Source organism: Siphonobacter sp. SORGH_AS_0500 (assembly GCF_031453245.1).
Lineage (GTDB): Bacteria > Bacteroidota > Bacteroidia > Cytophagales > Spirosomataceae > Siphonobacter.
The window spans coordinates 3,071,925-3,097,303 of sequence record NZ_JAVIYT010000001.1 but is presented as its reverse complement, the minus strand read 5'-3'; the positions used below and the strand labels follow the sequence as shown (position 1 = coordinate 3,097,303).

Genomic DNA, 25,379 nt, shown 5'->3' with positions numbered 1-25,379 from the left:
TGATTTACCAGTGCTCAATGTCCGTTTAGCTGCCTAATTCAGCGTTATAATTCGTCCTTTCTCAAGCCTCGAAAGTAGTCCAATTTCGAAGCATGGGAAAGGACGAACCTATTATACAGCGGCGAAGTGTGATGAACGCGTTTAATAATGATCTGGACGATGAAGGCCAGCTAAAGAAGCATGATTTCAAGTACATCAAAACCAATAATCAGGAAGGTAAGAAAATTGGCGTAACCAAGTGGACTTCAGAATTGGCCGATATCGTCCAGAAGGAAAGAGAAGTAAAGCCTGGTCAGAAGCCTAAAAAGCAGTTCTACAGCGTCAAGGAAAACCGCGTCATCCTGATTAAGGAAAATAAGGATTCCAAAAAACCCAAAGCACTTAAGTACAGTCTACTCACGCACTACCGTCCACACGGAACGGAGACCTGGTTGCGTATTATTCACCCAACCGACTAATGGTACAATCACTTTCATCCACCACCGGCTACGTCGGTAATAGCAAAAACGCGGCCATCCTTACGCTGGTAGGCCGTAGCGATCAGGCCAATTCCCCTAAAAGCTCCTTTTACCAGGCATCAGCTGCTCTCTACCCGGATTATTACCCTTGGGGTGCTAATGATGCCAGGCCTAACGAAATGCACCGGCTGATGGCGGCTAACGATAAAGCCCTTCAGTTCATGGCCACGAAGGTGAAGTTTCTGGCCGGTGCAGGAATCGGTGTATTTGAAAAGCAGGTTATTGAGGGAAAGCTGGAGTCGATTCCCTTCTATGATCCGGAACTCGAAGACTGGCTGGAAGGGGAAATGTCAACGTACATGAAAGCAGTGGCTTGGCAGTGGGTGTTTTCGTGGGGTACGTTCGTTGAGCAGCACTTAAAAATTACCAACTCCACCGGCGGCTTACGAACCAAAGCCAAACTTCAGGTTCGGGATCTATTTGAATGCCGGATTGCCCGGGGTAAAAATAATCTTCCCAGCGGTTTTGCCCTTTGTGATTCCTTCGGAACCTATCAGGCCCGGGGGGCTAGTAAGGCCAATGTGGCTGAATTTGATCCAGCCAATCCTGAAGCATTACCCTTCACTATGCAGTACATCCGGGAGCCGATCCCGGGCCAGCCCTTCTATTCATTCGCCGGTTGGTGGGGTGGGGATAAGGTGATGGAGCTGGCTAACCTGATTCCTGAATACCACATCAATGGCATCAAAAACGGCTACAATATCAAGTACATCATCAAAGTGCCTCAGGACTATTTCGCTCACATCGAAGGCGAAGACGAGCAGGAGCAAGCGTTCAAGGCTCTACAGGCCGAATTTGATAAATGGCTTTCCGGGGTTGAGAACGTAAACAAAGCCCTGGTTACTCGCTACTTCATGGATCATCAAACGGGCAAGCCTATTCCCGGGGTAATCATCGAGCCACTCGATAACATCAAGAACGATGAAGCTTATGAGAAAATCGCTCAATATGCCGACCGCTCAGCAGCTGCTTCTCAGGGTCTCTTACCCGTCATGGCTGGGATCGAGATGGGTTCAAGTTCCGGTGGATCCGGGAGCCAGATTCGCCTGGCTTACGATTATGAAATCATCAAAAACGCTCCAGATCGCGGCCCTTTGCTTCGCCCCTTGAAAACCGCTGCGAGAATCAACTTCCCAGAAAAATTCAAAGCTCGTAACCTAGACTTCCAGATTATCGATACTCAAATGACCACGCTCGATCAGCAGCATGGTGGTACTAAAAAAGTTTCAGCCCCCGTCGAATAATGGCACTCATCACGTCCACCGAAATCCTGAAAAAGTACGTCAGCGGATTCAATAAGCAAACCAACATTGATAAGATGATGGCTTGGCTGGATAAAGCTGAACGTAAATACCTGATCCCCGTCATTGGTCAGGAAATGTACGAGTATCTGCTCACCGCCGGTGATGATACGGAGCTTTGTGTGATAGCTCAGCGAGTAGTGGCTTGGTACGGCTACTACATGAGTTTGCCACACCTGGATATAACGCCTGGTGATTTAGGCCTTAAAATCATCAATACGGCCAATACCACTGAAATTCCGAAGTGGAAATACATCGAGTTACTTCGCTCAGCTGCTGACATGGCAGATGATGAAATGGAGTATTTGCTGCAGTATTTGTTTGGTGGATCCGGATCGGATATCCCACAGTGGGAAAACTCAGAAGCGTCTAAACAATGTAAGAGCACTTTCTTCACTTCAGCTGTACGATTAACCATGGTTGTTCCAATCGTGAAGAATCGATATCGGACTTTTCTGGAATTAACTCCCTACCTCCTGAAAGCTCAAGAGAAGCTGGAACCTATTCTGACCTCGGAAGTACTCGAGCAGATTCGTGCTGCCAACCTGGCTGATCCATTGCAGCTTCTTACCACTGAATCTAAGCTGTTAGACTATTGTCGAAAGTTTATTGCACCCATGGCAGCGTTGGATGCCTTGGTTGATTCAAAGCTTCGACTCTATCCGGATGGTCTCAAAACAACCACTTACGAGGATTCTTTCGGCCAGCAACCCACCGGCACGCAGGAGCGAATCATTGAAGAGCAGCAGGAGAAACTTCGAAAACAGATGGTCGAAGCTCAGGCTGCACTAAAGGCTTACATCGATCGAACGGCTAGTGAAACGGTCTTTCCTTCCTATTACCAGCGTAAGATTTCCAATCCCAAACCAGACCCCTTATTTCTAACCAATGCAAACCAAAAATCATTTTTTCTGTAACTGCCATGAAAACCCCCGTACTTAAGCAAACTACTCCTAAAACGCTGGCTTTAAATGTTGTAGAGCCAGATGTCTCAAGCGAACCCGCCCCTGACTTTTCACAGGCTGAAGCTGATCTCCAAGCTGAAGCTGATGCCTTGGCTGAAAAGTCTCGCAAACTCGAAGAGCAAAAAAAAGCAGCAGCAGACGCTGAACACACTCGTAAACTCGATGAACACTACAATCTCACCGAAGAAGCTGAAGGGTATCGAGCCGAAGCCGCCCGGGCAAAAGATGACGAGACCAAGGTGCTTATGCTGCGTAAGGCCTCCGAAGTACAAGACCGGGCTGATATTTTAGGCCGGAAACTGGGACTCTTCTTCGATGATCCAGAACCCATCCAAAAGGTAGTCGAATCCAAACGCTGGGTGATTCCCTCGCTCCAGGTTAGCGGCCTGCTGTTCTTTATCTGGTACTGTTACAGCCGCTTTTTTGCGATTCGTGCTGAAATCATTCTTCAGAATAAAACGCAGGAAATCCAGTCAAATCCCTACGGCCTGGACTCGATTCAAAAGTTGTTCTTCGAGAAGCTCGCTTTAGGTTATAACCTGCTGGCCGTCGTGGCGATCCTAGCAATCCTGTTCCCCCGGGTGCTTTTGTATCTGCTTCCCTTCTGTAAGTCGAAAAAGGATTTCTCCACCGAATTTGATCAAAATATAACCTCATGGCAGCGTATTCTCGTTACAGTCTTATTGGTTTGCTCACTCTTGCTTTCCTTGGCGTTTTCGCCCAAACCCTGAGTAATACTAAGTTAAAAGGTTCGCTTGAAACCCTCGAGCAAAAGGAGGATCGTTTAAGGGAGGCCTGGCTGGATTCAGCGAAGGCAGAAAATTGGGTTCGTGAAAAAACGAATCGCAATGATCACCCCCGAATCTATCTGTACAATAAGGTGGCTGGTTCTCCTAAGAACGCCCCTTATTGTGCTGCAGGCCTGTACTTCACCGCCACCCGGGCGGGTCTAAAGCTACCCATCCAAACTCCAGCTGCAGTCAGGTCCTGGTTTGCTGATCCTAAAAAGGTGATTTACTCTAAAACCCAACCAGGCCGGTTTCTTCAGATGCCTAAGAAAATGGACGTCGTCTGGATATTCCAAAGTCACATCGAAGGCCTGGCTGAACCCATCCGGCGGGATATTGAAGACGACGATTACATCACTACAGTAGCCTTTAATTCTCAAGGCAATAACCCGAAACAGGGAGTTTATTTTCCGATGAGACGCCGTTGGCGGGATGTTCGAAAAGTGGCAAATCATGTTACTCCTTACCTTAAAAAGCTATCTAAAGATGAATCAAGTACTATCCTGGCTAAAGAAACGCGTTGATCTATTTAACGAAGAATGGCTAATCTATGTGATAGCCTTCGTAGTCATCCTGATCATTTGGTTTGCTGCCTATGCTATAGCTGACTTTTCGGGTGGTAGAACGATAATAATTCAAGGTGAAGTGATCGGCCATCGATTCGAACCTGCCTATGACGAACCGTTGGTAAATGTTATCAATGAGGAAATAAATGGAGTATCCACTCAGCGTATCGAGTATACGGTTATTCATCACTATGATAATTACATATTGACGGTATTAACTCCAGATGGCCCTCGTGATTTTTCAGTGGATCCACCCGTATACACCTACTATCGAGATAATGATTTAGTACCCATACATCGCCGAATAGGTAAATATTCCAATACGTGTCTGGCTTCGTGGATCTCCCAATAACTAAAACTAGAAAGGGCGTTTGCAGGCTGTAAACGCCCTTTTTTTATTCCCTAGATCTTCTCTTTTATGAAGCATTTTCATATCGATCGTACCCCTTATGAGCTCCCTTCGGAGTGGACGGAAGTTCCCACTGACTGCGTTTTACCCATACTGCTGCTGATTTATTCGAAAGGCAGAACGGCTCAAGGAAGACTTCAAATCCTAAGCCTTTTGAATCCCGTTCCAGCCAAGACCTACAAAAAACTCGTAGCCTGGCAGATTAACGAGTTGTGCCGCTTGCTGGATTGGGTGTATGAAACCCCTTTGGAGTCAAAGCCCTTTGACAGCTTCATTCACGAGGGGGTGGTGTATTACCTGCCAGCGGATGGATTGTCCTCCGTTTCCTTTCTGGAGTTTCAGACGGCGGTTGCTTACCTATACCGTTTCTATTACGATACTGAAGAAAAAGCGACCTATCTCACCCGCTTGGTGGCTACGCTTTGCCGTCCGGGCGTACCCGGTCAAAGTCCCTTATCATTGGACTTTACTGGCGATTTAAGAGAGCCTTTTAACGAAAATGTGGTCGAGCACCGGGCGAAGCTTTTTCTGAATCTGGAAGCCGGTATTGCAGCTGGAGTGCTGCAGTATTTTGTTAGTCAGTTTCGAGGCCTGTATGAAACCTATCAGGTATTTGAAAAAGACGAAACATCGGATACAGAGGATCCTGAAGAAACGCAATTCGAATGGGTTGAACAACTGCTCTCTTTGCGAAAATTATCCTTCGAAGTAGCTGAAGTGAAATTAATCGGTAATGTGCGTGAAGTAGAAAAAGCTCCAGTCAACCTGGTGTTTGAAACCCTCGAGCACATGACTGAAAAAGAAAACAAGAAACCGGCGGCTGCACCTTCAAAAGCAGATGACGACGAAGAAGAAAACTAAGCCTAAAAGGTGAGGTAACCATACCTTTTTTTTGTACATCCATGAATGAAACTCAAGACTTACTGACCCAATTTGAAGCATACCTGGATCGGTTTAAGCCCGAATTCGGGTCAGTCTATAACTGCGATATTGAGGAAATTATCAGTGCTGCTCAAAACGATCCTGCTTTTGCTTACCCACTCCTTCATGTGGATTTACCAGCTGTTCGTCTGCTGGACCGGGATGAAGGAGCCTTTGCTCGCTATAAAGGATCCGGCGTAGTGATGGTGAACGTAAAAGGCTTTACAACTCGAAAGCAGGTCTGGAAAGCAGCCATGGTACTGGTTCAGAAAGTGCTGAATCAGTTCAGCGAAGACTCGCATGAGAAAGAAGATCTCTACGATTTCAAGTATTCAGAAGTAGAAATCGAGGCAGTTCAAGCCCTTTGGGCGGACGATGCTTTGGGATGGGAGTTTAAATTTTCACTTGTAATGCCTGCTGACGGCCTTTCTTAATCATGATTGACTTCTTAGACGCTGATATAACCTTTCGTGCCTTACAGCTAACGAGAAACCGAATTGAGCATAATATCCCTCCAGCTAGTCCGGAAGACTTCCCTAATCGAGCTGGTTTGAAGTATTACCTCGAAATCCGGACACCGGACTTTCCAGGATCCAGCATCTACGACACTTTCCTGACTTTGCCTGGTCGAGAACGGCCAGCGATTCTGATGAACGGGCAACCTTCTTACGAAGGAGCCTACTTCCCTTTCCATACCGAGATCGATTCAATGCTGGCACGAAAGAAACCCTCGTTTGCTCAGAAAGGACTTTTCGTCATTAGCTCGCTGACGACTCCCTACATTCTCAAGGAATACGTTGAAAATGAAGATAATGAAGTTTCTACGGTAACCAAAACCCCTGAGTGGGCGATAAAAGCAGGCCTGCTCGAAGAAGATTTTCAAACGTGGGGAACGCGTTTCTTTTCTGATTATCAGCAGAAAAACCGCAAGTTTCTCACCTGGCAATCCGATAGGGGAGTGGTTTGTGATACCAGCGAAAACTACCTGTTTTTCCTGATGAACTGCTCACCCATGCCAGACCAGGTTAAACTCAAAGTTCAGATCAACTTCAGCGATGGCCATACTCAAACCCGGACAATCGATACGCTGGTGGGTGTGCAATACTGCCAAATCGTGGGTGCAGCCGTAGGGCCAGTTGCTTTAGATATTCCGGTAGATGAAGTGGATGATTATCAGGTCTGGTTATCGACGAATCACGACCGGCGAATTTCTGAAGTACGCACCTTCCGACTCGATCATCAATACCGGTCACAGGTCAAGTGTTTACTATTTTCGAATTCATTCCACGTCTTCGACACGATTCGCCTGGTGGGTAAATCTAGTGAGCAGTTGAAGGTAACCAGGTCACTGGCCAGCCGCGAACGTCCGCAAAGTGCTCCCATCGACTACTCCGAAATGTACGTGATCGAAAAGACCGGCGAACGTCAGCTAATCATTTCAACCGGCTACTTCGAAGGCGTGGATAAACTTCGATACCTAGATGAATTACTGCTGGCTGAAGAATGGTACCTGGTTACTCAGAAAGGACACCAGCCACTTGAATTGGTAACGAATGCCATCCTGGATATCGAGGAAAGCCCGGGGCTATTTGCTCGAAGTTTTACCTTTCGCTATACCTCGGATCAGAACAATTATTCGTCGCTTCCGGTGGCTCCAGAAGCCCCTGAAAGAGAGACCTATTGGCGGGGTGTAGGAAGTCAGCAAATCCTGGGCCCTACCGGACTTCGGACTGGAAAGGTTCGACCTGTAAAGCTGGAGAAAAGATACCGGGATGATGATACGCTCGTGGTTCCCACAATTGTCAAAGCAAACGTGCCTGGTGATCCGGACTACATCGCAGCCGTGGAAATGCCTGGCATCGTTCCCGGAACGTCTCCCTATCCAAGCAAAGCGATTAACAGAACCGGCTCCTACGTCCGTAAAAACTGTTCGGTTGGGCAAGTAGGTGGTCCGGCTCAAATAATCATCCCTGCAGGCACATATGGCGGTGAAAACGAGGGGGAATCCGATGCTTTAGCAGAAGCCCGGTTTACAGCACTGGATACCCAGGCTACAGCGGATCAGTTAGGATCCTGCGTTATGGGTGGGCCGCAATATTACATGCTTACGGTTCCGCCTTCAGCGGGCTTCTGGAACCTTCGTCTGGTACGACCTAAAGGTAATGATTCAGGAATAGCCGGTGGCGAAGGATTCATGACTGGTAATCTTAATCAGCCTGGTCACGGAAATCGTTGGTACATGGCCGATTGGGCCGGTAAGCCTGGTAGTTACGTGTATTTGAATTCGCCGCTGGATATGCTATTCCCGATCGGAACGCCGTATCGATTCGACGTTTCGGGCTGGAATTCACCACTTACGATCCGGGTTTTTGTGAACGGTGGTGCTAATCCAGTGTTCAGTCGAACCATTACTCCAACTGAATTCCAGTCAGCATCGACGGCTTCGATTGTTCGGGTGGATCCTTTCGCGGGTCTTACTATTCCTTCACAAGCCCTGGTTTATATCGACATCAGCTAATGCTAGAAGTTCGCATCAATGGCCAGACGATCGATCTGGCTTCTGGAGGGACTACCTCCTTTGAAAAGCTTAATCCTTTTTTCACTTACGAAGATATCTACACGGACCAGGTGCAGATTCCGGCGATTCCCCTAAGCCAGAAGAATCGCCGGATCCTGGGATTTCCGGATCTGGTACGTTTAGGATCTGACTTGCCTCGATTCCTGCTGCAGAAGTTCTATAAAGGCCAGTTAATTTACGAAGGGCTGGCCCTGATCACAGAGGTTTCGCCTACTGCGATCCAGATGACGGCCATTCAGCCGCTGGGTGAGTTTTTCGGGGATGATCAGTTCACCAAGCTTCGAGATATCAACCTGGGTTTCACTCCACTTCCTGAGGTGTTAACGCCGGTCATCGAGGTGGATGGCCAGCCTGCGTATTGTTTTCCTACCATCCAAAATTCAGAATACTATGGAACCAACGGTTCAATCATTTCCTACCAGGGAAGAGTCAACGGCTACCAAGAGGGTGATTATTTTGGGCCACTCGTCCCGATGCCATTTGTCTCGTTTGTGCTACAGAGAATCGCAGATCATACCGGTACTCGTCTCACCGGAACCTTCTTCACAGACGCCCGATGGAGGCAACTTATCCTTTACAACACCCGATCGTTGGATCAAGCGAGTGAAATAACGCTCAGCAAGCATCTGCCTGAACTTACCCTGATTCAGCTGCTCATCGAGCTTCGCAAGTATTTGAATTTGGCTTTTGAATTTGATACGGTGGCCCGGGTGCTTCGAATCGATGCAACGGACGATATCCTTTCAACGCCGCCGGTTCAGGACTGGAGTAAAAAACTTGAAAAAGGGGGAAGAAAGATCATTGAACGCAACCGGCGATTACAACTTTCCATGACGATCGATAGCGGTGATCAGTTGCAGAAGGATAAACCTGTAGAATTGGCTGATTACCTAACGCCTGAATTTGCACCTGATTTGGGGATTGCCAAACTCACTACGGCTTTCAGTACCCTGCTGATTGATCAGAGCACCGGCCTAGCTGCAGTGAAGCAGGTCGGATGCACCGAACAGTTCAGCCAACTGGCCTCCAGCTGGATTCCACGACTCCTGTTTTGGAACGGATTGAAAGATGGTTTGCCCCGGGCCTTACCCACCCTGGACGGAAAGAGTCTATACTGGAATGGATCAGGAGGGGTATTTGAAACCTGCTGGCAGAAAACGGAAGCCCTAAGACGTCAGATGTGCTATTTCGATGCTACCATGATCATGACTGAAACTGACATTGCCAGGCTCAATTTCCGCCAGCCCGTACATGTGCAAGGGATGAATTATAGAGTAATACGTGCTTCGGGATCGTTGCCTTTAGCCAGTCCCGTTCAGGTACTATTGGTACAGGATGTATGATAACGTTAAAGAAAAAACACTATTGAATTTTCAAATCAATGGTTTATTATTGAATTAATATCTCACATCTAAATATTAATTCTATGAGTCTATTTCCTAAGGCTTTTTTTATTAAAGGTAGTTTAGCACACGATCCCAAATTATGGGAATTGATCCAAAAAGAGAAACCTAATCCCCTTGAATGTTCAGCCGTTCGAGCATACCTTGAAGAAAGGGTTGAAGTAGAAAATCATAGTCAACAGGAAATGTTTTTTGATGATGATTCAAAGGCAGAAAACTTTTTGCTCGTTCATTTTCACGGTCCTCACCACTACTCTTTTGGCTTTCATTCGATAGAAGCTGGAGGGAAAATCAAAGATTTTTTTGACGGAAATATTCCGAAAAAGATTGAGGAATAATCGTCCTTTCTAGTGCCTTGAAAGCCCCATAGTTTGCTCGGAAAAAGCAAATTATGGGGCTTTCCATTTCCAATCAAAAATTCGTCTACCTGCTGGAACGATACGTCAGGGAGGCCGTAGAAGAATTCCAGCGGCGAATTCGCTCGAACGGTTTAGTGCTATCGGGTGAAATGCTCGATAGCTTCCGGGTCAGAGCCATGCAAACAGCACCTGGCTACATCTCGCAGATGATTGAGACAGCCAGTTACTTTAGAATCAAAGATTTACGATCCATGCACTACGCCCGGATGCCGCCCCTGGCTGCCATGGAGTACTTCGTTGAAAAGGTAGGTCTTCAGTACTTCTCTTACGTGCCTGGCTATGATGGCAAAGAGCCAGCTTCCGATACAATTGCCATCGAGCGAATTGCTTGGGGGATTCGCAAATCATACCTGAGAAAACCCGACCGCAAACGCGGGTATCGAGGCATCTACAATGATGTCCTGAAAGGCACGATGAGTGCTCTCAACAGCGAAGTCGCTCAAGCCGGTGCTCGCTTTGCTATTTCTGAAATCACCTCAATTCTCGAAAACTAGAAGATGGAATTAAACGAAAAAGCCACCGTCGAACTTGGTATCGAGGCTAAAAAGGGGATGGCGGAACTGGAGAAAATGGAGGATAAAGCCAAGTCCCTCCGAAAAGAACTCAAGGAAATCGAAAAAGACGATGCCTTGGGTAAATCTTCTGAACGATGGAAACAAATCAGACAGGAGTTAAATCAAACCGAAACGGCCATTCGTGCTGTAAAGAAGGAATTTGATCTAACGACGGCCACGTATGGCCAGATGGAAAAGCAGGTTCGCGTTCTGACTAAAGAGCTTAAAACGCTTGCTCCTGGATCCGCTGAATTCATCGCCAAAACAGCAGAACTGGCAAAAGTAAAGGCTCGGTTTGAGGAAGTAAAAAAGGAGGTGGATGGAACCTCTAAATCCCTGGAAGAAAGTGCCAAAAAAGTTGAAGCCTTCCAGAAAAAATTACTGGAAAGTAAGGATCAGAGCCTTACCTACGCTGAACTAGGTCAGAAGGTCGATTTACTAAAAAAGAAACTGGCTGATCTTCCTATTGAAAGTCAGGAGTTTATCGATACGACTAAAAAGCTCCAGCAGACCAAAGCGGTTTACGACGAAGTTTCTAAGAATGTAAGTGGTACTACCGAGGCCTTGACGAAGAGTGCCAAGGCGGCTGCTGATTTTGAGAAAAAGCTACTGGAGACGGAAGATTCGAAACTCACCTTCGAACAGATTGGTCAGAAGGTTGAATTACTGCAGAAGAAATTAGGTGGATTAGCCCCCGAATCTCAGGAGTTCATCGACACCAGCAAAAAGCTCCAACAAACAAAGACCTATTACGATAACGTCAAAAAGTCCGTCGACGACGTGACGAAGGAGATCAACGATCAGATCAAAGCAGCTAAGAATTCGGAACTTTCTTACGGTGAGTTGAAAAAAAAAGTAGAACTCCTCAATGCTGAATTGAAGGACTTGAAGCCTGGTACCGAACAGTTCATTGCAGCGACTAAAAAACTGGCTCAAACGCAGGCTGATTTAGGAAAAGTAGAAGATGATGTTAAGAAGATATCCAAGGAATTTAAGAATGGTGAATCTGGAGTAATCGGATACATTAAAACCTTTACCACTGGTTTTAAAGGTATTCTGGCTGCATCCGGGATTCTTTGGTTACTCGACACGATTATCTCGATCGGGAAAGTCATTTTCGAGGATACGGCTAAGTTCGAAAAATACGAGGCTGTTCTTACCAATGCCTTTACCAAACCAACGAAAACGGCTGCTGAAGCGAAGGTGGCTGCTCAGCAGGCATCAGCTGCTGCCAAGGAAAGTATGCTTGCCCTACAGGACATGGCAGCCAAGACCATTTACGGGGTTGAAGAACTTACCGACGGTTACGTAAAAATGGTCAATCGGGGGATTTATCCTACGAAAAAGGAAATGATGGCCATGGCTGATTTAGCGGCCAGCCAAGGCAAAACCTTTGATCAGTACGTAGAAGCTTTACTCGATGCTCAAACCGGCGAAATGGAACGGTTGAAGGAATTCGGGATCCGGGGCAAAAAAGCCGGTGATGATCTGAGTTTTTCCTTCAAGGGAGCCACTACAGAGGTGAAAAAGATGGGCGATGGATTCGACGTGGTCATTAATGGCAAGGTCGTTAAATCCTTCAAATCCCAGGAAGAAGCCGTAAAGGCCGCAATGGTATCAATGGGCCAAATGAACGGAGTGGCTAACTCCAACGCGGCCATGATGGGGACGTTGTCTGGTAAAGTTTCCAACATGTCAGATGGTATGCAGGCTCTCAGAGTTACGATCGGAGAAGGCCTCAAGCCGGTATTTGATTTCTTCCTGAATCTGATTTTAAAAGGAATCAATTTTTTCATTGAAATGACCGAAAAGGCCGGTCCCTTCAATTCCATTCTTAGTCAGATGGGCGTGTGGTTTGGCAAGCTGGGTGATCTGCTGGGATCGCTGATGCAGCTCGTTTATACGCTTTTCCCGGGCCTACAAAATCAGACGGCTTCGGCGGGGAATACGATGAAAGTGCTAAGCGGGGTCGTGGCTATCCTTCAAACCGCGTTGGTGGCTATCGTAGTTACGGTGGGTACGCTGACCAATGCATTTCAACTGCTTGTGTCCGGTGGTGAAGCCCTGAAGAAATTCTTCAGCGGGGACTTTGCTGGAGCTACAGCTGCCTGGGAGCAGGTGAAACAGCGGGGTACAAACATCGTAAAGGGCTTCACCGATGGGTTTGATTCCGTGAAAAAAGCCTGGACTGGAGCGTTCGTTGATGCTCCAAAAAAGGTGACCAAGGAAGCCGAACTAGCCGCTGGCCAGCTTTCTGATAAAACGCAGAATGTCATTTCTGAATCTGAGAAAAAAGCTGCTGAAAAACGGGCTAAACAGGCACTGAAGGCTACTCAGGATTCTATCAAGCGTACAGATGATCTGAAGGTAAAAGCGATCGAAAATGATCTGGAGCGTGAAAAGCAAGCCGAAGAGATCCGGCATAAAAGGGAGCTGGAGCGAATCAAGAATTCCAAGGCCTCCAAGGCTCAACTCTCTAAGGAGTTAGAAGCTGAAGAAACGCTCCATAATCAAAATATTGAGAAGATTAAAACTGATGCTCAGAAGCGTCAGGATCAACTTAACGAACGCTGGCTAGAGGATGATTTCGTTAAGAAAATCAAGAAGGCTCAATCCTTCGCGGATGGAGAACTGGCTATTGCCCGGAAGTCTATTGCTGACAAGGAGCAACTAGCTCAGATGGAAAAAAAGATCCAGGACTGGCTCAAGAATGAAATCGATGGCATCCGCAAGGCTCAGGGCGAAGATGAAGCAAAAACGGCCATTAACCGCCAGAAAGCCCTCAATGAGTACACCCGTCTCACCATCGAGATGGAAACCGACGAGTTGAAGCGTAAGGAAAAGAAAGCCGAACTCGAAGCCAGCTACGAGAAAATTCGGATTGAAAAAACCATTACCGACGAAACTCAGAAGGCCGCTGCTCTTAAAATACTCGAGGCAAATACCAAGCGTGAAATCGAGCAGATTCAAACCGAATACGCTACTCGGAAGCGGGATCAGGATGCTAATATCCGTAAACTCGAATACGATGCTCAGGTGGCTCAGTTAAACGGGATGGAGGCCTTAGCCGGGAATAATGCCAATAAGCTTCTGGCCATCAAAAAACAGCGTCTGGATCTGGATTTCCAATACACGAAGAAAAGCTTGGATGACGAGCAGGCTGCTGAAGAAGAGAAAGCCCGTAAGTCGATTTCGGATAAGGAAGTACTCGAGCAAACGCTCACAGCAATCCAGTCCAAATACGATGCTTTACGGAAAGCAAATCAGGACCAAAGCAACAGTGAAGTTGCAGCCTTGGAAGCTGAAAAACTGGAACAACGCCGGTCTCGATTTGCTGCCTTTACCGAGGCTATCAACGACCTGGATCAGGGTAACTACACCGCTGCCATTGGGCGAATCTCCTCGCTCTTTCAGAAGGATTCGGCATCCCTTTCGGCCCGGGCCAAGGCCACCATGGAGTATGCTGATCAGGTAGGGGCCATTGCCACTGCAGCCACTAGTTTCCTCAATAACCTGGCTCAAAAGCGGGCGGATCGGGAAATTGCCGAATCCGAGCGGGTCAAGAAGCAACGTCTGGAGGATATGGATGTCGAGCAGAAGGCCCGGCTTCAACAGATCGAAACGGAGAAGGCTGCTGAAATGGAGCGTCTGGAGCAGGAACTATTAGCTCAGAAACTATCCAAAGCCGAATTAACCGACTTAAATACCCAGTTCACCAGGGAGAAGGAACGTCTGGAACTCGAATATCAGGCTCGCATCAAAGCCGCCCGGGATCAGGGTAATAAAGAAGAAGCCGAACGCTTGCAAAAAGAGCGGGATGATAAGATTCTTACGGTCAAGGAGAATCTGTTTCAGACCAAATTAGGAGCGGACGAATCAAAGAAAATAGAGCAGGAGTTAGCCGATAAAAAGACCGCTATCAATAAAAAGTACGATACTCAGACAATTGATGCGAAACAGAAATTTGAGGCTAGCAAGAAGTCTATTGAAGACAAGGCAGCCGAAGAGCAGCGTGCCGCAAAACTTAAGGCCTGGAAGGCTCAGCAGAAGGCCGATATTGCCACGGCGGCCATCAACGGGGCCGTAGCTGCCATCAAAGCCCTGGCATCGGGTATTTTCCCGTTGAACCTGGTGTTCATGGCCGCGACGATCGCGGCCACTGCCATCCAGATCGGGATGATCAAAGCTCAACCTACGCCAACCTTCGCCGGTGGTGGTAAAGTTCGAAATGCTGGAGTGTTGGAGGGAAGTCGTCATGGATCACGCCCGGGTGAAGCTGGTATTGCCATGGTTGACCGGGTCACTGGCCGCGAAGTGGGTGAAGCTGAAGGCGGTGAATATATGTACATTCTTTCCCGGGATGCTACCAAATACCACCAGCCCCTGCTGGATCAGCTAACCTGGCAAAGTCAAAACCGAAAGCTTCAACCCATTAATTATTCTAATCAGAAAGCGTCGTATCGGGATGGAGCGAAGCTTAATAGTGATGGTGGATCCTACTCCAACTACGTACCGATAGCTCCGTTCTGGGAGAAAACCTATGCGTTGTTTGGCTCGAAAAAACGCAAGGAAGCTGAACGCATGCAGGCTCAAGCTCAAGAAGAAGCTAAACAAGCCCAAGCTGAAGCTGATTCTATGATGGCTGATATTGGAGCCGGTGGTGATGGTGGGAGTCTGGCTAATTCAGCAGAAGCCCAAGCGATGGCCGCTCAGGCAAAAGAACAGGGTGAATTGCAGCTCAAATACCTCAATCAGATTGCTACGGGTACCGAGGCCAATACCAGGCTTTTAGAGCAAATTTCTGGAAACACCGGGGCTAACGTTGCCGCCACTCGTGGCGTAGAAGGAGCTGTCTACAATACGAACCAGGCTGGCCGGCTGGATGCCATCATTGGTGGGATTTCATCACTATCTGGAAAATAAACTTTTATCAATTATATTTAAACACTTATTCCCCTATGCACTTCAAATTACTCGTTAAACGACTTTTTTTCGAGCTTATCTTTTGGACACTCTGTCCATTACCGTTCTTTTTTTACTTCCTGCGATCCATTCGAACCAACCGATGGAGCGGGAACTACCTGGCTCAATTATTACTTCTTCGCCGCCAGTCCTACGACCGGGTTTTTAACAAATGGAAATTTGATCGAAAGCCCTAATTCTCCCTAAGTAGAACCGGATTGAATTACCCGCAAAACCGCCCCCAATCAAAAAATAACTATTTCGCTGTCCGCTATGCGTCGTTACAAGTTTCACATCCCCGTTCCTACTTATGTAGAAAAGTATTTGCTGCAGACTCATTTACTGCAAGATGGTGTCATCCATTTGCGTCGTGATGAACATTTAGGACGACTCCTGGAATCCTTTCTGGAGAAGAACTATACAACTATTCCGGTTAGCAAGCCAAAAGAATGCCATATCACAGTTTCAATTTATCAGGAAGCTAAGCTGCTCCACATTACGCCAGCCCGGGCCAAAGTGCTGGGTTTGCTTTTAAAAGAGCAGTTCGAGCAGGCCGTGATTAACTTTTGCTTGTCTGGCTGTTATTATACCCGAACGTATGAGCCACACGTTCGCCGGTTCTTTGATCTGTACGGTATTACGGAAGAAGAAATCTCCATCAACTCCACTGCTAAAATTGTCAAGGACTGGGAGACCAAATTAGCCTCCAATCAGCAGAAGTTTAAGGGAGAATTGGTCTTCTTTAAGCCGCAATTAGAGGCTGCAGTGTAAGAAAAAAAACAAAAAAATTTCACGGTGTTTCGTCAGCGATTTCGGTGAGTTGTCAGCAAATACGGCGTTTCGTCAGCGAATACGGCGTTTCGTCAGTTCCCTTTTTTTTGTAATGCTGCTGTAAATCAGTGAAATAAGAAAAATAAAAATTTGAAAACCCTATAAAAACCCGTCCGCTGGAAATCAGTATGGGATTAACAAATCAAAGCGTCGGGGGCTGGCTTGGTAGGCCAGCCCCCGGCCATTTAGCCAGGCTCGTTCTGGTAGATGTCAATGACGTCGTTCGCATCCGGATGCCGAAAGGAGCGATCAGCAATCACACCTTAGAACCAAACGCAATCCTCTATAAGCCTGATACTATCTTTCACGTCATCCGCTTTCCTTCGAAGGAATGCACACTTGCTGAAGAGCAGGCTGAAACAGGGGATGGAATACGATATAGTACGGCTATATCTGCCAAGGTTCCCAAAAATACCCGGGAGATGGCCAGTTGGATAGCTGAACACCAGGGAAAGCGATGGCTTGCCGTGTGGAAAGAACGATCGGGCTTAATAGGAACTGCTGGCTCGCCGGACAATGGCCTGGCTTTATCTATATCCAGAAGCCTTACCGATCAAAATACAACTTTAATTACCCTGGCTGGTCTACATGATCATCCGTACTATTACTTGCCTGAAATCCCTCGTATTGAATTGAGATCAGGCTTTTCAGCAGGCTTTAGCTCAGGATTTGGGAAGTAATATCGTCCTTTAGTTCAGGTCAATCATGCCGGAAGTTCGTATCCACTTATTACGAAACTCCTATCAGCGACGGCAGCATGACCGGACTATCTTTTTCAGGACTATGGTATATTAACGCAGATTTCGCCTCACACATGAGCGGGATCATCTTTCCCCGTCTTCAGGCGGGGAAAGACCCGTTCCCTTCCTACCTAATCCAAGCCTCAAATTCTAATACAGCCTTACCTTCACTTACTGGCACGCGAGATGAATTCGGTGAGTTCAGCGAAGATCGTTATTATCTTAAACAGTTCCAGAAGGCAGGCGGTGGTGATGTAGCCGTTTTTCCCATCGAAGGAAGCATGAGCCGCAATGGCTACTGTAATATGGGTAACGAGCAACTAGCTCGGATCGTAGCCTTAGCTAAAAAAGAACCATCCATTCGAGCAGCCGTTGTTCGCCCCAACACACCTGGTGGTACCGTTGATTCTACACGGATGCTCACCGAAGCTTTCAACGACTTTCAAAGTAGCAAACCTCTTATTGCTCAAACTCCTTTCTGCTGCTCAGCAGGTTACTTCTCCGTTAGTGGTGCTCAGGAAATTTGGGCCGAAGATCAAACCGAAACCCGCGTGGGTTCGATCGGAGTATTAGCAGTGTACATGGATCAATCAAAAGCTATTGAAAAGCAGGGATTGAGTGTGCAAATCATCCGGGCGGATGGTAGTGAGCAAAAAAGCTTAATCAACGGTATTGAGCCTTTAACGGATGAATTGAAAGCTGAGATGAAAGCAGAAATGAATGAAGCCCGTCAAGAATTCATCGGCTTCGTTCGCAGGGGCCGGGCCGGTAAAATTACTTCAGATGAAGTGTTTACCGGGGCCGTATTCAAAAATAAAAAGGCATTGGAACTGGGTTTGATTGATCGCATTGGATCGCTTCAGCAGGCCATTGCCCGGGCTAGACAACTAGGTAAATCAGCTTAATACCCCAAAACTTAATATGGCACAACCAACCAAAACCGTCGCTCAGTTCATGAGTGAGAACTTTTCAAAGTCAGCCAAGGCCATCTCGGAACGACTTAATACTGAAGAGTACAACGACTTTACCTCGGAAGCGAAAGAAGCTTCCGACCGTATCGAGGCACTGCAAGATGGTAACGCGAAAGTAAAAGCAGATTATGAAGCTCAACTTACCCGGGCCAATACAGCCGAAGCCAGCCTTACTGAACTGCAGGGCAAATACACTGCTCTTGAAAAAGAAAAGAATGATCTGCAGGCGACCAATACCAAACTTCAGGGCTGGTACGATCAACAAGAATCAACTATTAAGAACTCGAAAAGCAAGGAAGAAGCCGGTAACCAGGCTGGTATGCCAGAACACCTTTCAAAACTTGCTGCCAATCATCCAGACCGCGTTGCTTACGAAATGGTCTTAGCTAATCAAGCGAAAAGAAAGTAAGAAAATTAAAGTAAAAGCCTGATAAACAACAGATAAAAATCGGCCCCGCGTGCTCCCCGTCCGTGTCAATTGACCGGACATGGGAGCCAGGGCAAATCAAAAACGTATGCCACAAACTTATTCTACCCCCGATGTTAGCTCACTTCCTCAGGACGTGATGCGATTGGTTGAAGAGAACCCTGCTTTGATTACCGATATTGTTCAGCTGGGTTTCGAATCTCTTCAAAATGATTTCACTGTAACCTATCTCCAAGACGAAGCGTACCTGTATTCGCTGACTGCTTTCGACGTGGCCCGAGTTGCTGATGATGATTTCAAACCTCAAAAAGCTTCGGCGTTAAACCTTCGCAAAGCTAAGCTGCAGGACGTCGATTACGATTTCTTCATTCCCCGTTCTCAGGTAATGAGCATTGCTCTTTCGCACGTTCGCAAGTTTACGGGTGTGACGGATTTGAACGAAGCCTTGGATAATCCACTGGCCCTCATGTTCTTACAGGAAGTGCTTAAAGCTCAGGGAAGTTTCATGCGTCAGAATGGCTCGTTTAAAGGTAGCCGTAACGCAGCAGGTACAGGAGCCATCAATGCCATCGATGGTCTTCTCAAGAAACTAGCTGCAGGCGTTACTACCGATGAAGACATCCCTGAAACGCACGTGGTTACGCCGACATCCGCTTTGGATGATAGCAACACTTACAAACACGTTCAAGATTTGTGTGATGCCATTGTGAAATACAAGGAAGATCTTCTGGATTATGACTTAGAATTCCGTCTTTCTCGAGCAACCAAGCAGAAATACGATCGTGGCCGCCGGGCGAAGTATCCCGATCACGTTAAGCCAGGTGAAGAAGCCACGAGTCCTGATGAATACTCAGGAATCAAGTTCGTAACGGATCCTGGTCTGGCCAATAAAGAAACGACGCTAATCACTCCTAAAACGAACCTGATTTTCGGGATGGATGCCAACATTGGGGTCAATAAGATCACCGTTAAGGATGATATGAAAGGCTTGAAAGTAAACGTATTCTTCCGTGGGTTATTTGATTATGGTTACGGACCATTCATTTTCCACAACGGTAAATACTAGGGTTTAGCCGCCACTATTTTCCCCCTACCTACCAAATAGAGAATTCCGGTAGCCAATCCGGAATTCTTCTTTTCAATCTCAATTTAAGCCATGAAGAAAATTAAAGATTTACGTTTGCTGGCCAGCTTTGTAGCGATTGGCATTTACCTGTTTATTAAAGAATTTGTACAGGATCTTTTCACGCCCGGCGATGCCGTACTAGGCTTAACCGCCCTTACAGGGTTACGCCGGAAAGTGGGTGGTGCAAAGCCTGGTGGTAATAAGCGTTTATACATTGCTCCAGTCGACTGGTTCCAGGATCAGGAGTTCCCTACCTACGAAGATGGTAAATTGGGTGAGATCACGGGAACCATCCCCCTGATCTTATTACCCACACCGATGAAGTTTATCGAGTTGCAATGTGCCTATGACAGTACCAAATTTAGTTTTGCATCGAAGGGTAAAGTAGGTAGCCAGTCATTTGAACAAAACATTACGTTTAAAATTAACCGGATGGACAAGCAGGCAATTGCTTTAGTTACCAGCCTTTTAAACGTGCCGTGCGTGATCATCGCTCGTGGTATGGACAATATCAACTACGTGATCGGTAACACCGAAGTGCCTCTGGAGCTGGAAATCAGTGCTGACTCAGGAGCTAAAGGTTCCGATGAGAAGTTTACCAGCTTCACCTGCAAAAATGACGGTTACATGCACCCCGTAGTTCCACTAGGAGCTGATGTGGTGTTCCCCGTTGAAGCACTGCCTGCTGCATAGCAGGATCCCGGGCGGACCGCCAGCCGCCCGGCTTTAAATTACTTCCATACTCATAACTTCAAAAAAGCTCATGCTTAGTAAATACGAAATTCCCTCAGATCAATTAGAAGCAGCACAAGCAGAACATTGGTGCGTGAAAGGCCGCACGGTCAACGCTACTCAAATCACAGAAGACGCAGTAGCTGCTAAGTGCATCGAAGCAGGCTCTAAAGTCTTTAAAGAAAAAAGTGAATCATCCACAACGTCCCTGGCTGCTACTGAACCAGCACCAGCATTGAAAGAAGTCGAGCCTGAAGAACCTGCAGGTGAAACGGAAGTAAAGGCGGGAGCAGCCGCTAAAAAAAACAAACAATCCTAACAAACAATCTACCAGGTTAGGAACTAACGATTAATTCAGCAGCGAAGAAATAGCCCGTTTAATTCGGGTTATTTTTTTAACTAAACTTTCCAATGGCATCACTCGTAAAACTCAATGCACAGCTGCACCTGGCTCAGTTGGCTTTTTCTAAAAATCCGTCTGAAGGTAATCAAGCAAAAATTGACGAACTGCTTGCACAAATCAGCGAAGTTGCTGTAATTGCTGATGATTCAACTCAATCACAACAAACGCAAACTGCTGGGTCAACTGAAGAAAAAAAAAACGAGGTGAAGGCACCCGCCAAACCTCAAACTCCCAAGGCACCGGCAGCACCCAAAGCGAAAGCACCGGCAAAGCCAAAAGCACCGGAATCACCCAAAGCACCGGCAAAGAATCAGCCAGTACAAACGCCTCTAGTAACGGCTCCCAGCCAAGAGGAATTGACGAAATTATCTCTGATCTCTCAAGAGTCAACAGAGAAGCAGGATCCCGAAGTAACCGACTCGCAGACACCACTAGTGCAGAACGAGCAAAACTCGTAAAAGAGATCCTCAAACTAGACGAAGAACACGGAAACCTTCAGCAAGAGCTTGAAAACGCTCAAAAAAGGCTCCAAAAAAAGTAAACAGCAGTTTTTCGTATCTCGCTCAAAATCAAAAAATTGAAATTTTCAGGTTCATCAAAAGTAAACAGAGACGCTCATCCGATTGTTCGCCCTTTAGCATTCGCCGGAAGTTGAGCGGCATTAAAAAAACTATAGCTGATAGGGGGTGCCGGGGTCGGCGGTCGATCGCTTCAAGGTCAATAATCGATTGTTCAATAATCGATTATTGACCTTTTGAGTTATTAATCTTCTTCATCATTACTTCTCAATCCTTCAACCTGAGTTCGATAGTACCAATTCGACATCTTATCGATGATTCTTATGAGCTTATCTCGATGCAAGTCTTGGCTGGGATTAATGACATGCACCAGCTGGAGCACGTAGGCTGAAGGTGATAGTGCAGGGCTAGTGCCTGTACTGGATAGATGATGGCCATAGCCTAACTCATCTCTTATGTAGGATAGTACGTGGATGGAGTCACTTGGTAGTGCATCCACATAGTCCCTAGCTTCAGACCGGGACGTGTACAATTGAAGGCTGGCCACTAAGCCAGGCTTACCTGTAAAAACAATAAAGGCTGCACCGGGTCGTGCAGCCTCATTACTTGATAGTAAAAAGCGTGGTGCTCCACGCCGGTAATACTTATCCATGAATACCCTGCTTGATGAAGGGGACGAAGTGCACCTTCTCAGTAGGGGTTAAGGGATATTGAATGATAAACAATTGATCAACGCCGTCCACATTAGTTACATAATAAGGAACTAACATATAGTCTCTTATCCATTGCGGAATGTGCCTCGAGTGCCAACGCTTCCCTTGCTCCATGATCCGAGCATGAGCCTTCCTCCCAAGCTCTTTGCCTGTGTGAAATAGTTCTTCCATGATGAATTATCGTTTTAACCAGCTGAATCCGCTGAGCTCTTTGTATAAGCACTCCAAAGATATGACAAAATATTGACGGTTTAGCGTCAAAATGTTGTCCTTTCAGCATGGGTGTATTGATTGATTTTTGTGTTCAATTACACTTCTTCAATATAGCCATGACAAAGACAATAACCTTAAAAACCCCTATCTCATATTATGGAGGTAAGCAAAGCATGCTCTCTGAGATACTTCCCAGGATCCCGGATCATCACACGTACATCGAACCCTTTTTTGGCGGGGGTGCTGTCTTTTTTGCCAAGCCTCCATCGAAGGCCGAAGTAGTCAACGATATCAATAATCGTCTGATCACTTTTTACAGGGTACTTAAATATGATTTTGACGATTTAAAGGATAAAGTAGATGAAACTTTTCATAGTCGTGCTCAGCATAAGGCAGCTGATCAGGAATACGACTCAGGTGCGATCGAGATTAATGACCAGCTGGCCATGGCCTGGTCGATTTGGGTTCAAACGAACATGAGCTTCAGCTGCGTAATTGGAGGTGGATTTGGCTACGATCGCAAAGGAGGGGTGGCTAAAAAAATTGCGAATAAAAAGTTAGGCTTTACCCAGGCTTACCAGGATCGGTTACGGACGGTTACGATCGAAAGTTACGACGTACTGAAGGTCATGAAAGCCTACGATGGCCCGGACGCTTTCTTCTACTTGGATCCGCCTTACGTTTCTTCAGACAAGGGTCACTACAAAGGGTACTCAATGGAAGACTTCACTAGGCTGCTCGACTTTTGCTCCACCATGCAGGGCAAGTTTTTACTTTCGAGTTATCCGGAAGATATTTTGATAGAGTATCGAGACAAGTTTGCCTGGTCTCATCACGATACCGAAAAGACCCTTGCCGTCGATGGCCGTCGCAAAGAAAAGAAGACGAAAGTGGAGTGTTTAACTTGGAATTATTGATAAAGAACTCTTTAAGGTATTCAATATCTACTAAATTAGCGATGATATTAATGCTACCATGAAGGAAGGAAATAATAAAGGCATTGTTGATTTCTTAGATAAGCTACCTATAATAGGTTCTTTCTTATTAGTGACTGGGATTATAAATACTTTCTTAACTTATGGAGTATTAGGTATAAATATTGTTTCATTTATATCAGCTTCAGATTTAATATTTAGTCTTCCTAATTCGTTTTTTCAGGATACAGTTGCATTTTTTAATTTGCTAACATCTGTAGCTGGGAGCTTGGTTTTCAGCATATTTATAAATAGTCTTCTTTATAAATATGCTGACTTAAAGTTAGAATATTTTACTTGGAACAAAGTATTTATGACTATATGTGTGGTTTTATTATGTATAGCTATTTATATGGTAGTAATATATCCCAAAGTAGAAAAAGTTATTAAATCTGGAGGAAATTCATTCGAAGTATTTTACGTGTTTACTAGCCAAATACTTTTATTTGGTTTATTTCCTCTTACTATATATTTATCATTCTTTACATTTTTAGACGCTTATGAAAAAGAATTAAATAATAGATTGAATGATGATTATCAGAAACTTACGCTGAGTGATTTTCTAATTACAATTCAGTACAATACAATTTTTGAAACATTATTTATGATAGTTGTAGTTTCCATACTGTTTTCAACATTTGGTAAATCATATACCATCAAAAACTATAAACATAACTTATATGATTTTGAGATAATTACAGAAGATCAAAATTATAATAATAAAAAGTATATTTTTATTGGAAATTTAGAAAACTATTATATTATAAGTGACACAAACATTGTAAATATAGAATATATACCTAAAGACAAAATAAAAGTATTTAAAAAACAAATTTCAGATAAAGACAGATTTATTAGATAAAGTTACTATCTAAGTAACTTTATCTAATTTGCTTATTTGCTTCTTAAATGAGCAGTATCTCTCATTATTCTAGTTTCTAAAACCTTAGCATAATGCTTCTGAGTAGTTGAAATGGAGCTGTGGCCTAAAATTCTGCTCACGGTCTCTATGGGTACATTGTTGTTGAGCAAATACATCCCAGCGGTTTTTCTTCCAATGTGGCTGGTAATCGGAAAATTCGCCTTCAGTATAGGTTCCAAAACGTGCAGATGTCGGTTCATTGTGTGAACGTCTGGTACCGGAAGTACTCCGTTATGCTTTTTTAGAAGTGCTTCTGCTTCAGGAAGTAGGGGAATCAAGCATGCTTCAGGGTTCTTTTTACGTTGCTTGAATCGAAAGATCCGGATGATGGGTTCGCCCCTAAAGTCGGTTAGATGCTTTGCCTGGTCGAATTGACTCAACTCCGCATAAGCCATACCGGTATAGCACTGAAAGAGGAAACAGTCGACTACTTCAGCTAATGTTCCGGTAAATTCCTTTTTACCTAATATCATTAATTGAGTTTCATCTAAGTAAAATATTGGCTTTGGAGGGTCTTGTTTTAATTCCATATAATCCACTGGATTTGCAGTGGTCCAAGACTTACTCTTTGCAAAATTGTACACTCGGCTTAAATTTTGAAGGTTTTTAACTGCGTGGTTAGTGCCGTGCTTTTTAGTACTCATTAAATATCTATAATACTTTTCAGCTAAGTGCTGAGTAAATTCGCTTAAAGCTATATCCTTCCTTTTTAGAGAGTTTTCAATAAAGTCTTGGACATGCTTTTTGTAACTATACCACTTATCAATTGTCTTCTGTTCAAGGCCATCTATGGAGCCTTGATTTTCTTCTAATTTATCCAGGAAACGTTGGTAAGTGGTTAAAAGAGTAGGTACGGCTTCATTGCCCTTTAAATACTTCAATCTTACGATATTAGCATTGCAAGGTTGGTTTAATAAACGCAGTGAATTAAAGATTTCTTTAATATCTGTTCTGACGTTTTCTAAGGTTGAATTATCCTGTTGAATTTCCCTGGATGAGCCTTTTATTTTTTGAGATTTAGAATCCCATCGATCCGGGATGACATCTACGCCAGTGGTGAAATCTGAGGCAACTTGACCATCTACCCGTATACGTGCATAGATTTTTACGGGGCGGGTTTTGTCAGTGTTCGAATTTAATCGAAGCTTGAAATTGACGCTGAGAAGCATTCTTTTTTAGGCATAATCGATTTAATTAAGCGTTCGTAAATCTTAGCCCTGATAAAAGGCAATACTCGCACTTAATAAGAATCTATCAAATGGTAAGAAAATATAGGTGTACCCTCGGTTTGAAATTGTACCCTTGGGAGTATCGTTTGCCGATATAATAGTACCCCTATTCAAAAAAGGTACCCCTGGCTGTGCCTTCAAACAACTCGCTGATTAAACGGTAACTAAATAAGGTACACATCTTGAACAAATTGCC

Annotated in this window: 25 protein-coding genes; 23 read left to right on the top strand and 2 right to left on the bottom strand. The window is 45.4% G+C overall.

The features are described from left to right. The first annotated feature begins 92 nt into the window (after positions 1 to 92). From QE357_RS13185 to QE357_RS13085, 21 genes are all read left to right on the top strand, one after another. Positions 93 to 458, top strand: a complete 366-nt coding sequence (locus tag QE357_RS13185) for a hypothetical protein (protein ID WP_309708142.1) — start codon at positions 93 to 95, stop codon at positions 456 to 458. Then, positions 458 to 1,762: a hypothetical protein gene (locus tag QE357_RS13180; protein ID WP_309708139.1), complete on the top strand. Its 1,305-nt coding sequence runs from the start codon at positions 458 to 460 to the stop codon at positions 1,760 to 1,762. The genes QE357_RS13185 and QE357_RS13180 overlap by 1 nt, the downstream gene beginning before the upstream one ends. After that, complete coding sequence (locus QE357_RS13175; protein ID WP_309708136.1) at positions 1,762 to 2,736, top strand: DUF6712 family protein; 975 nt, start codon at positions 1,762 to 1,764, stop codon at positions 2,734 to 2,736. The genes QE357_RS13180 and QE357_RS13175 overlap by 1 nt, the downstream gene beginning before the upstream one ends. A gap of 5 nt (positions 2,737 to 2,741) precedes the next feature. Then, positions 2,742 to 3,515 (top strand): hypothetical protein, encoded by a 774-nt coding sequence (locus QE357_RS13170; RefSeq protein ID WP_309708133.1) that lies wholly within the window; start codon positions 2,742 to 2,744, stop codon positions 3,513 to 3,515. Further along, positions 3,473 to 4,096 carry a hypothetical protein gene (locus QE357_RS13165; protein ID WP_309708129.1) on the top strand — a complete coding sequence of 208 codons (624 nt, stop codon included), beginning with the start codon at positions 3,473 to 3,475 and terminating at the stop codon, positions 4,094 to 4,096. Before QE357_RS13170 ends, QE357_RS13165 begins: the two co-directional genes overlap by 43 nt. Then, a complete protein-coding gene (locus QE357_RS13160) occupies positions 4,059 to 4,490 on the top strand; it encodes a hypothetical protein (protein ID WP_309708127.1) in 432 nt (143 codons plus the stop codon). The genes QE357_RS13165 and QE357_RS13160 overlap by 38 nt, the downstream gene beginning before the upstream one ends. A gap of 66 nt (positions 4,491 to 4,556) precedes the next feature. Further along, positions 4,557 to 5,408 carry a hypothetical protein gene (locus tag QE357_RS13155; protein WP_309708124.1) on the top strand — a complete coding sequence of 284 codons (852 nt, stop codon included), beginning with the start codon at positions 4,557 to 4,559 and terminating at the stop codon, positions 5,406 to 5,408. Between the two features lie 41 nt (positions 5,409 to 5,449). Beyond that, complete coding sequence (locus QE357_RS13150) at positions 5,450 to 5,902, top strand: hypothetical protein (protein WP_309708121.1); 453 nt, start codon at positions 5,450 to 5,452, stop codon at positions 5,900 to 5,902. A gap of 2 nt (positions 5,903 to 5,904) precedes the next feature. After that, on the top strand, positions 5,905 to 7,986 hold the full coding sequence (locus QE357_RS13145; protein ID WP_309708118.1) for a DUF5977 domain-containing protein: 2,082 nt from the start codon (positions 5,905 to 5,907) through the stop codon (positions 7,984 to 7,986). Continuing rightward, entirely contained in the window at positions 7,986 to 9,389 is a 1,404-nt protein-coding gene (locus QE357_RS13140; RefSeq protein WP_309708115.1) for a hypothetical protein, read from the top strand. The genes QE357_RS13145 and QE357_RS13140 overlap by 1 nt, the downstream gene beginning before the upstream one ends. Positions 9,390 to 9,472: 83 nt before the next feature. Beyond that, the gene (locus QE357_RS13135; protein ID WP_309708112.1) at positions 9,473 to 9,787 is read left to right on the top strand and encodes a hypothetical protein; all 315 of its coding nucleotides are present in this window, start codon (positions 9,473 to 9,475) and stop codon (positions 9,785 to 9,787) included. A 53-nt stretch (positions 9,788 to 9,840) separates the two neighbouring features. Next, a complete protein-coding gene (locus tag QE357_RS13130; RefSeq protein ID WP_309708109.1) occupies positions 9,841 to 10,362 on the top strand; it encodes a hypothetical protein in 522 nt (173 codons plus the stop codon). A 3-nt stretch (positions 10,363 to 10,365) separates the two neighbouring features. Then, entirely contained in the window at positions 10,366 to 15,345 is a 4,980-nt protein-coding gene (locus QE357_RS13125) for a hypothetical protein (protein ID WP_309708106.1), read from the top strand. 312 nt (positions 15,346 to 15,657) lie between these two features. Beyond that, a complete protein-coding gene (locus tag QE357_RS13120; RefSeq protein WP_309708104.1) occupies positions 15,658 to 16,155 on the top strand; it encodes a hypothetical protein in 498 nt (165 codons plus the stop codon). Positions 16,156 to 16,343: 188 nt separating this feature from the next. Then, complete coding sequence (locus tag QE357_RS13115) at positions 16,344 to 16,895, top strand: hypothetical protein (RefSeq protein WP_309708101.1); 552 nt, start codon at positions 16,344 to 16,346, stop codon at positions 16,893 to 16,895. A 134-nt stretch (positions 16,896 to 17,029) separates the two neighbouring features. Continuing rightward, positions 17,030 to 17,860, top strand: coding sequence for a S49 family peptidase (locus QE357_RS13110; protein ID WP_309708098.1), 831 nt, complete (start codon positions 17,030 to 17,032; stop codon positions 17,858 to 17,860). Between the two features lie 16 nt (positions 17,861 to 17,876). Beyond that, positions 17,877 to 18,335 (top strand): hypothetical protein, encoded by a 459-nt coding sequence (locus QE357_RS13105; protein ID WP_309708095.1) that lies wholly within the window; start codon positions 17,877 to 17,879, stop codon positions 18,333 to 18,335. A 106-nt stretch (positions 18,336 to 18,441) separates the two neighbouring features. Beyond that, positions 18,442 to 19,419, top strand: a complete 978-nt coding sequence (locus QE357_RS13100; protein ID WP_309708093.1) for a hypothetical protein — start codon at positions 18,442 to 18,444, stop codon at positions 19,417 to 19,419. Between the two features lie 90 nt (positions 19,420 to 19,509). After that, a complete protein-coding gene (locus tag QE357_RS13095) occupies positions 19,510 to 20,172 on the top strand; it encodes a hypothetical protein (protein WP_309708090.1) in 663 nt (220 codons plus the stop codon). A gap of 70 nt (positions 20,173 to 20,242) precedes the next feature. Beyond that, positions 20,243 to 20,530, top strand: coding sequence for a hypothetical protein (locus QE357_RS13090; protein ID WP_309708087.1), 288 nt, complete (start codon positions 20,243 to 20,245; stop codon positions 20,528 to 20,530). Between the two features lie 92 nt (positions 20,531 to 20,622). After that, positions 20,623 to 21,072, top strand: coding sequence for a hypothetical protein (locus QE357_RS13085; RefSeq protein WP_309708084.1), 450 nt, complete (start codon positions 20,623 to 20,625; stop codon positions 21,070 to 21,072). A 704-nt stretch (positions 21,073 to 21,776) separates the two neighbouring features. Here QE357_RS13085 and QE357_RS13080 read toward each other — a convergent pair. Then, a complete protein-coding gene (locus QE357_RS13080) occupies positions 21,777 to 22,016 on the bottom strand; it encodes a hypothetical protein (RefSeq protein WP_309708081.1) in 240 nt (79 codons plus the stop codon). A 158-nt stretch (positions 22,017 to 22,174) separates the two neighbouring features. Between QE357_RS13080 and QE357_RS13075 the strand changes: the two genes are divergently transcribed. Then, positions 22,175 to 22,975, top strand: a complete 801-nt coding sequence (locus QE357_RS13075; RefSeq protein WP_309708078.1) for a DNA adenine methylase — start codon at positions 22,175 to 22,177, stop codon at positions 22,973 to 22,975. 58 nt (positions 22,976 to 23,033) lie between these two features. Further along, positions 23,034 to 23,894 (top strand): hypothetical protein, encoded by an 861-nt coding sequence (locus QE357_RS13070; RefSeq protein WP_309708075.1) that lies wholly within the window; start codon positions 23,034 to 23,036, stop codon positions 23,892 to 23,894. Between the two features lie 32 nt (positions 23,895 to 23,926). On the opposite strand, the gene QE357_RS13065 is transcribed toward QE357_RS13070, so the two are convergent. Further along, entirely contained in the window at positions 23,927 to 25,123 is a 1,197-nt protein-coding gene (locus QE357_RS13065; RefSeq protein ID WP_309708072.1) for a phage integrase SAM-like domain-containing protein, read from the bottom strand. Positions 25,124 to 25,379 lie beyond the last annotated feature (256 nt).

Bases quoted from the DNA above. Each gene is read 5' to 3' on its own strand.
- QE357_RS13120 (WP_309708104.1), top strand. From the start codon at position 15,658: ATGCGTCGTTACAAGTTTCACATCCCCGTTCCTACTTATGTAGAAAAG.
- QE357_RS13090 (WP_309708087.1), top strand. From the start codon at position 20,243: ATGCTTAGTAAATACGAAATTCCCTCAGATCAATTAGAAGCAGCACAA.
- QE357_RS13105 (WP_309708095.1), top strand. From the start codon at position 17,877: ATGGCACAACCAACCAAAACCGTCGCTCAGTTCATGAGTGAGAACTTT.
- QE357_RS13110 (WP_309708098.1), top strand. From the start codon at position 17,030: ATGAGCGGGATCATCTTTCCCCGTCTTCAGGCGGGGAAAGACCCGTTC.
- QE357_RS13100 (WP_309708093.1), top strand. From the start codon at position 18,442: ATGCCACAAACTTATTCTACCCCCGATGTTAGCTCACTTCCTCAGGAC.
- QE357_RS13160 (WP_309708127.1), top strand. From the start codon at position 4,059: ATGAATCAAGTACTATCCTGGCTAAAGAAACGCGTTGATCTATTTAAC.
- QE357_RS13095 (WP_309708090.1), top strand. From the start codon at position 19,510: ATGAAGAAAATTAAAGATTTACGTTTGCTGGCCAGCTTTGTAGCGATT.
- QE357_RS13070 (WP_309708075.1), top strand. From the start codon at position 23,034: ATGAAGGAAGGAAATAATAAAGGCATTGTTGATTTCTTAGATAAGCTA.
- QE357_RS13130 (WP_309708109.1), top strand. From the start codon at position 9,841: ATGGGGCTTTCCATTTCCAATCAAAAATTCGTCTACCTGCTGGAACGA.
- QE357_RS13115 (WP_309708101.1), top strand. From the start codon at position 16,344: ATGGGATTAACAAATCAAAGCGTCGGGGGCTGGCTTGGTAGGCCAGCC.
- QE357_RS13125 (WP_309708106.1), top strand. From the start codon at position 10,366: ATGGAATTAAACGAAAAAGCCACCGTCGAACTTGGTATCGAGGCTAAA.
- QE357_RS13145 (WP_309708118.1), top strand. From the start codon at position 5,905: ATGATTGACTTCTTAGACGCTGATATAACCTTTCGTGCCTTACAGCTA.
- QE357_RS13170 (WP_309708133.1), top strand. From the start codon at position 2,742: ATGAAAACCCCCGTACTTAAGCAAACTACTCCTAAAACGCTGGCTTTA.
- QE357_RS13075 (WP_309708078.1), top strand. From the start codon at position 22,175: ATGACAAAGACAATAACCTTAAAAACCCCTATCTCATATTATGGAGGT.
- QE357_RS13080 (WP_309708081.1), bottom strand. From the start codon at position 22,016: ATGGAAGAACTATTTCACACAGGCAAAGAGCTTGGGAGGAAGGCTCAT.
- QE357_RS13140 (WP_309708115.1), top strand. From the start codon at position 7,986: ATGCTAGAAGTTCGCATCAATGGCCAGACGATCGATCTGGCTTCTGGA.
- QE357_RS13065 (WP_309708072.1), bottom strand. From the start codon at position 25,123: ATGCTTCTCAGCGTCAATTTCAAGCTTCGATTAAATTCGAACACTGAC.
- QE357_RS13185 (WP_309708142.1), top strand. From the start codon at position 93: ATGGGAAAGGACGAACCTATTATACAGCGGCGAAGTGTGATGAACGCG.
- QE357_RS13150 (WP_309708121.1), top strand. From the start codon at position 5,450: ATGAATGAAACTCAAGACTTACTGACCCAATTTGAAGCATACCTGGAT.
- QE357_RS13180 (WP_309708139.1), top strand. From the start codon at position 458: ATGGTACAATCACTTTCATCCACCACCGGCTACGTCGGTAATAGCAAA.
- QE357_RS13155 (WP_309708124.1), top strand. From the start codon at position 4,557: ATGAAGCATTTTCATATCGATCGTACCCCTTATGAGCTCCCTTCGGAG.
- QE357_RS13135 (WP_309708112.1), top strand. From the start codon at position 9,473: ATGAGTCTATTTCCTAAGGCTTTTTTTATTAAAGGTAGTTTAGCACAC.
- QE357_RS13175 (WP_309708136.1), top strand. From the start codon at position 1,762: ATGGCACTCATCACGTCCACCGAAATCCTGAAAAAGTACGTCAGCGGA.
- QE357_RS13085 (WP_309708084.1), top strand. From the start codon at position 20,623: ATGGCATCACTCGTAAAACTCAATGCACAGCTGCACCTGGCTCAGTTG.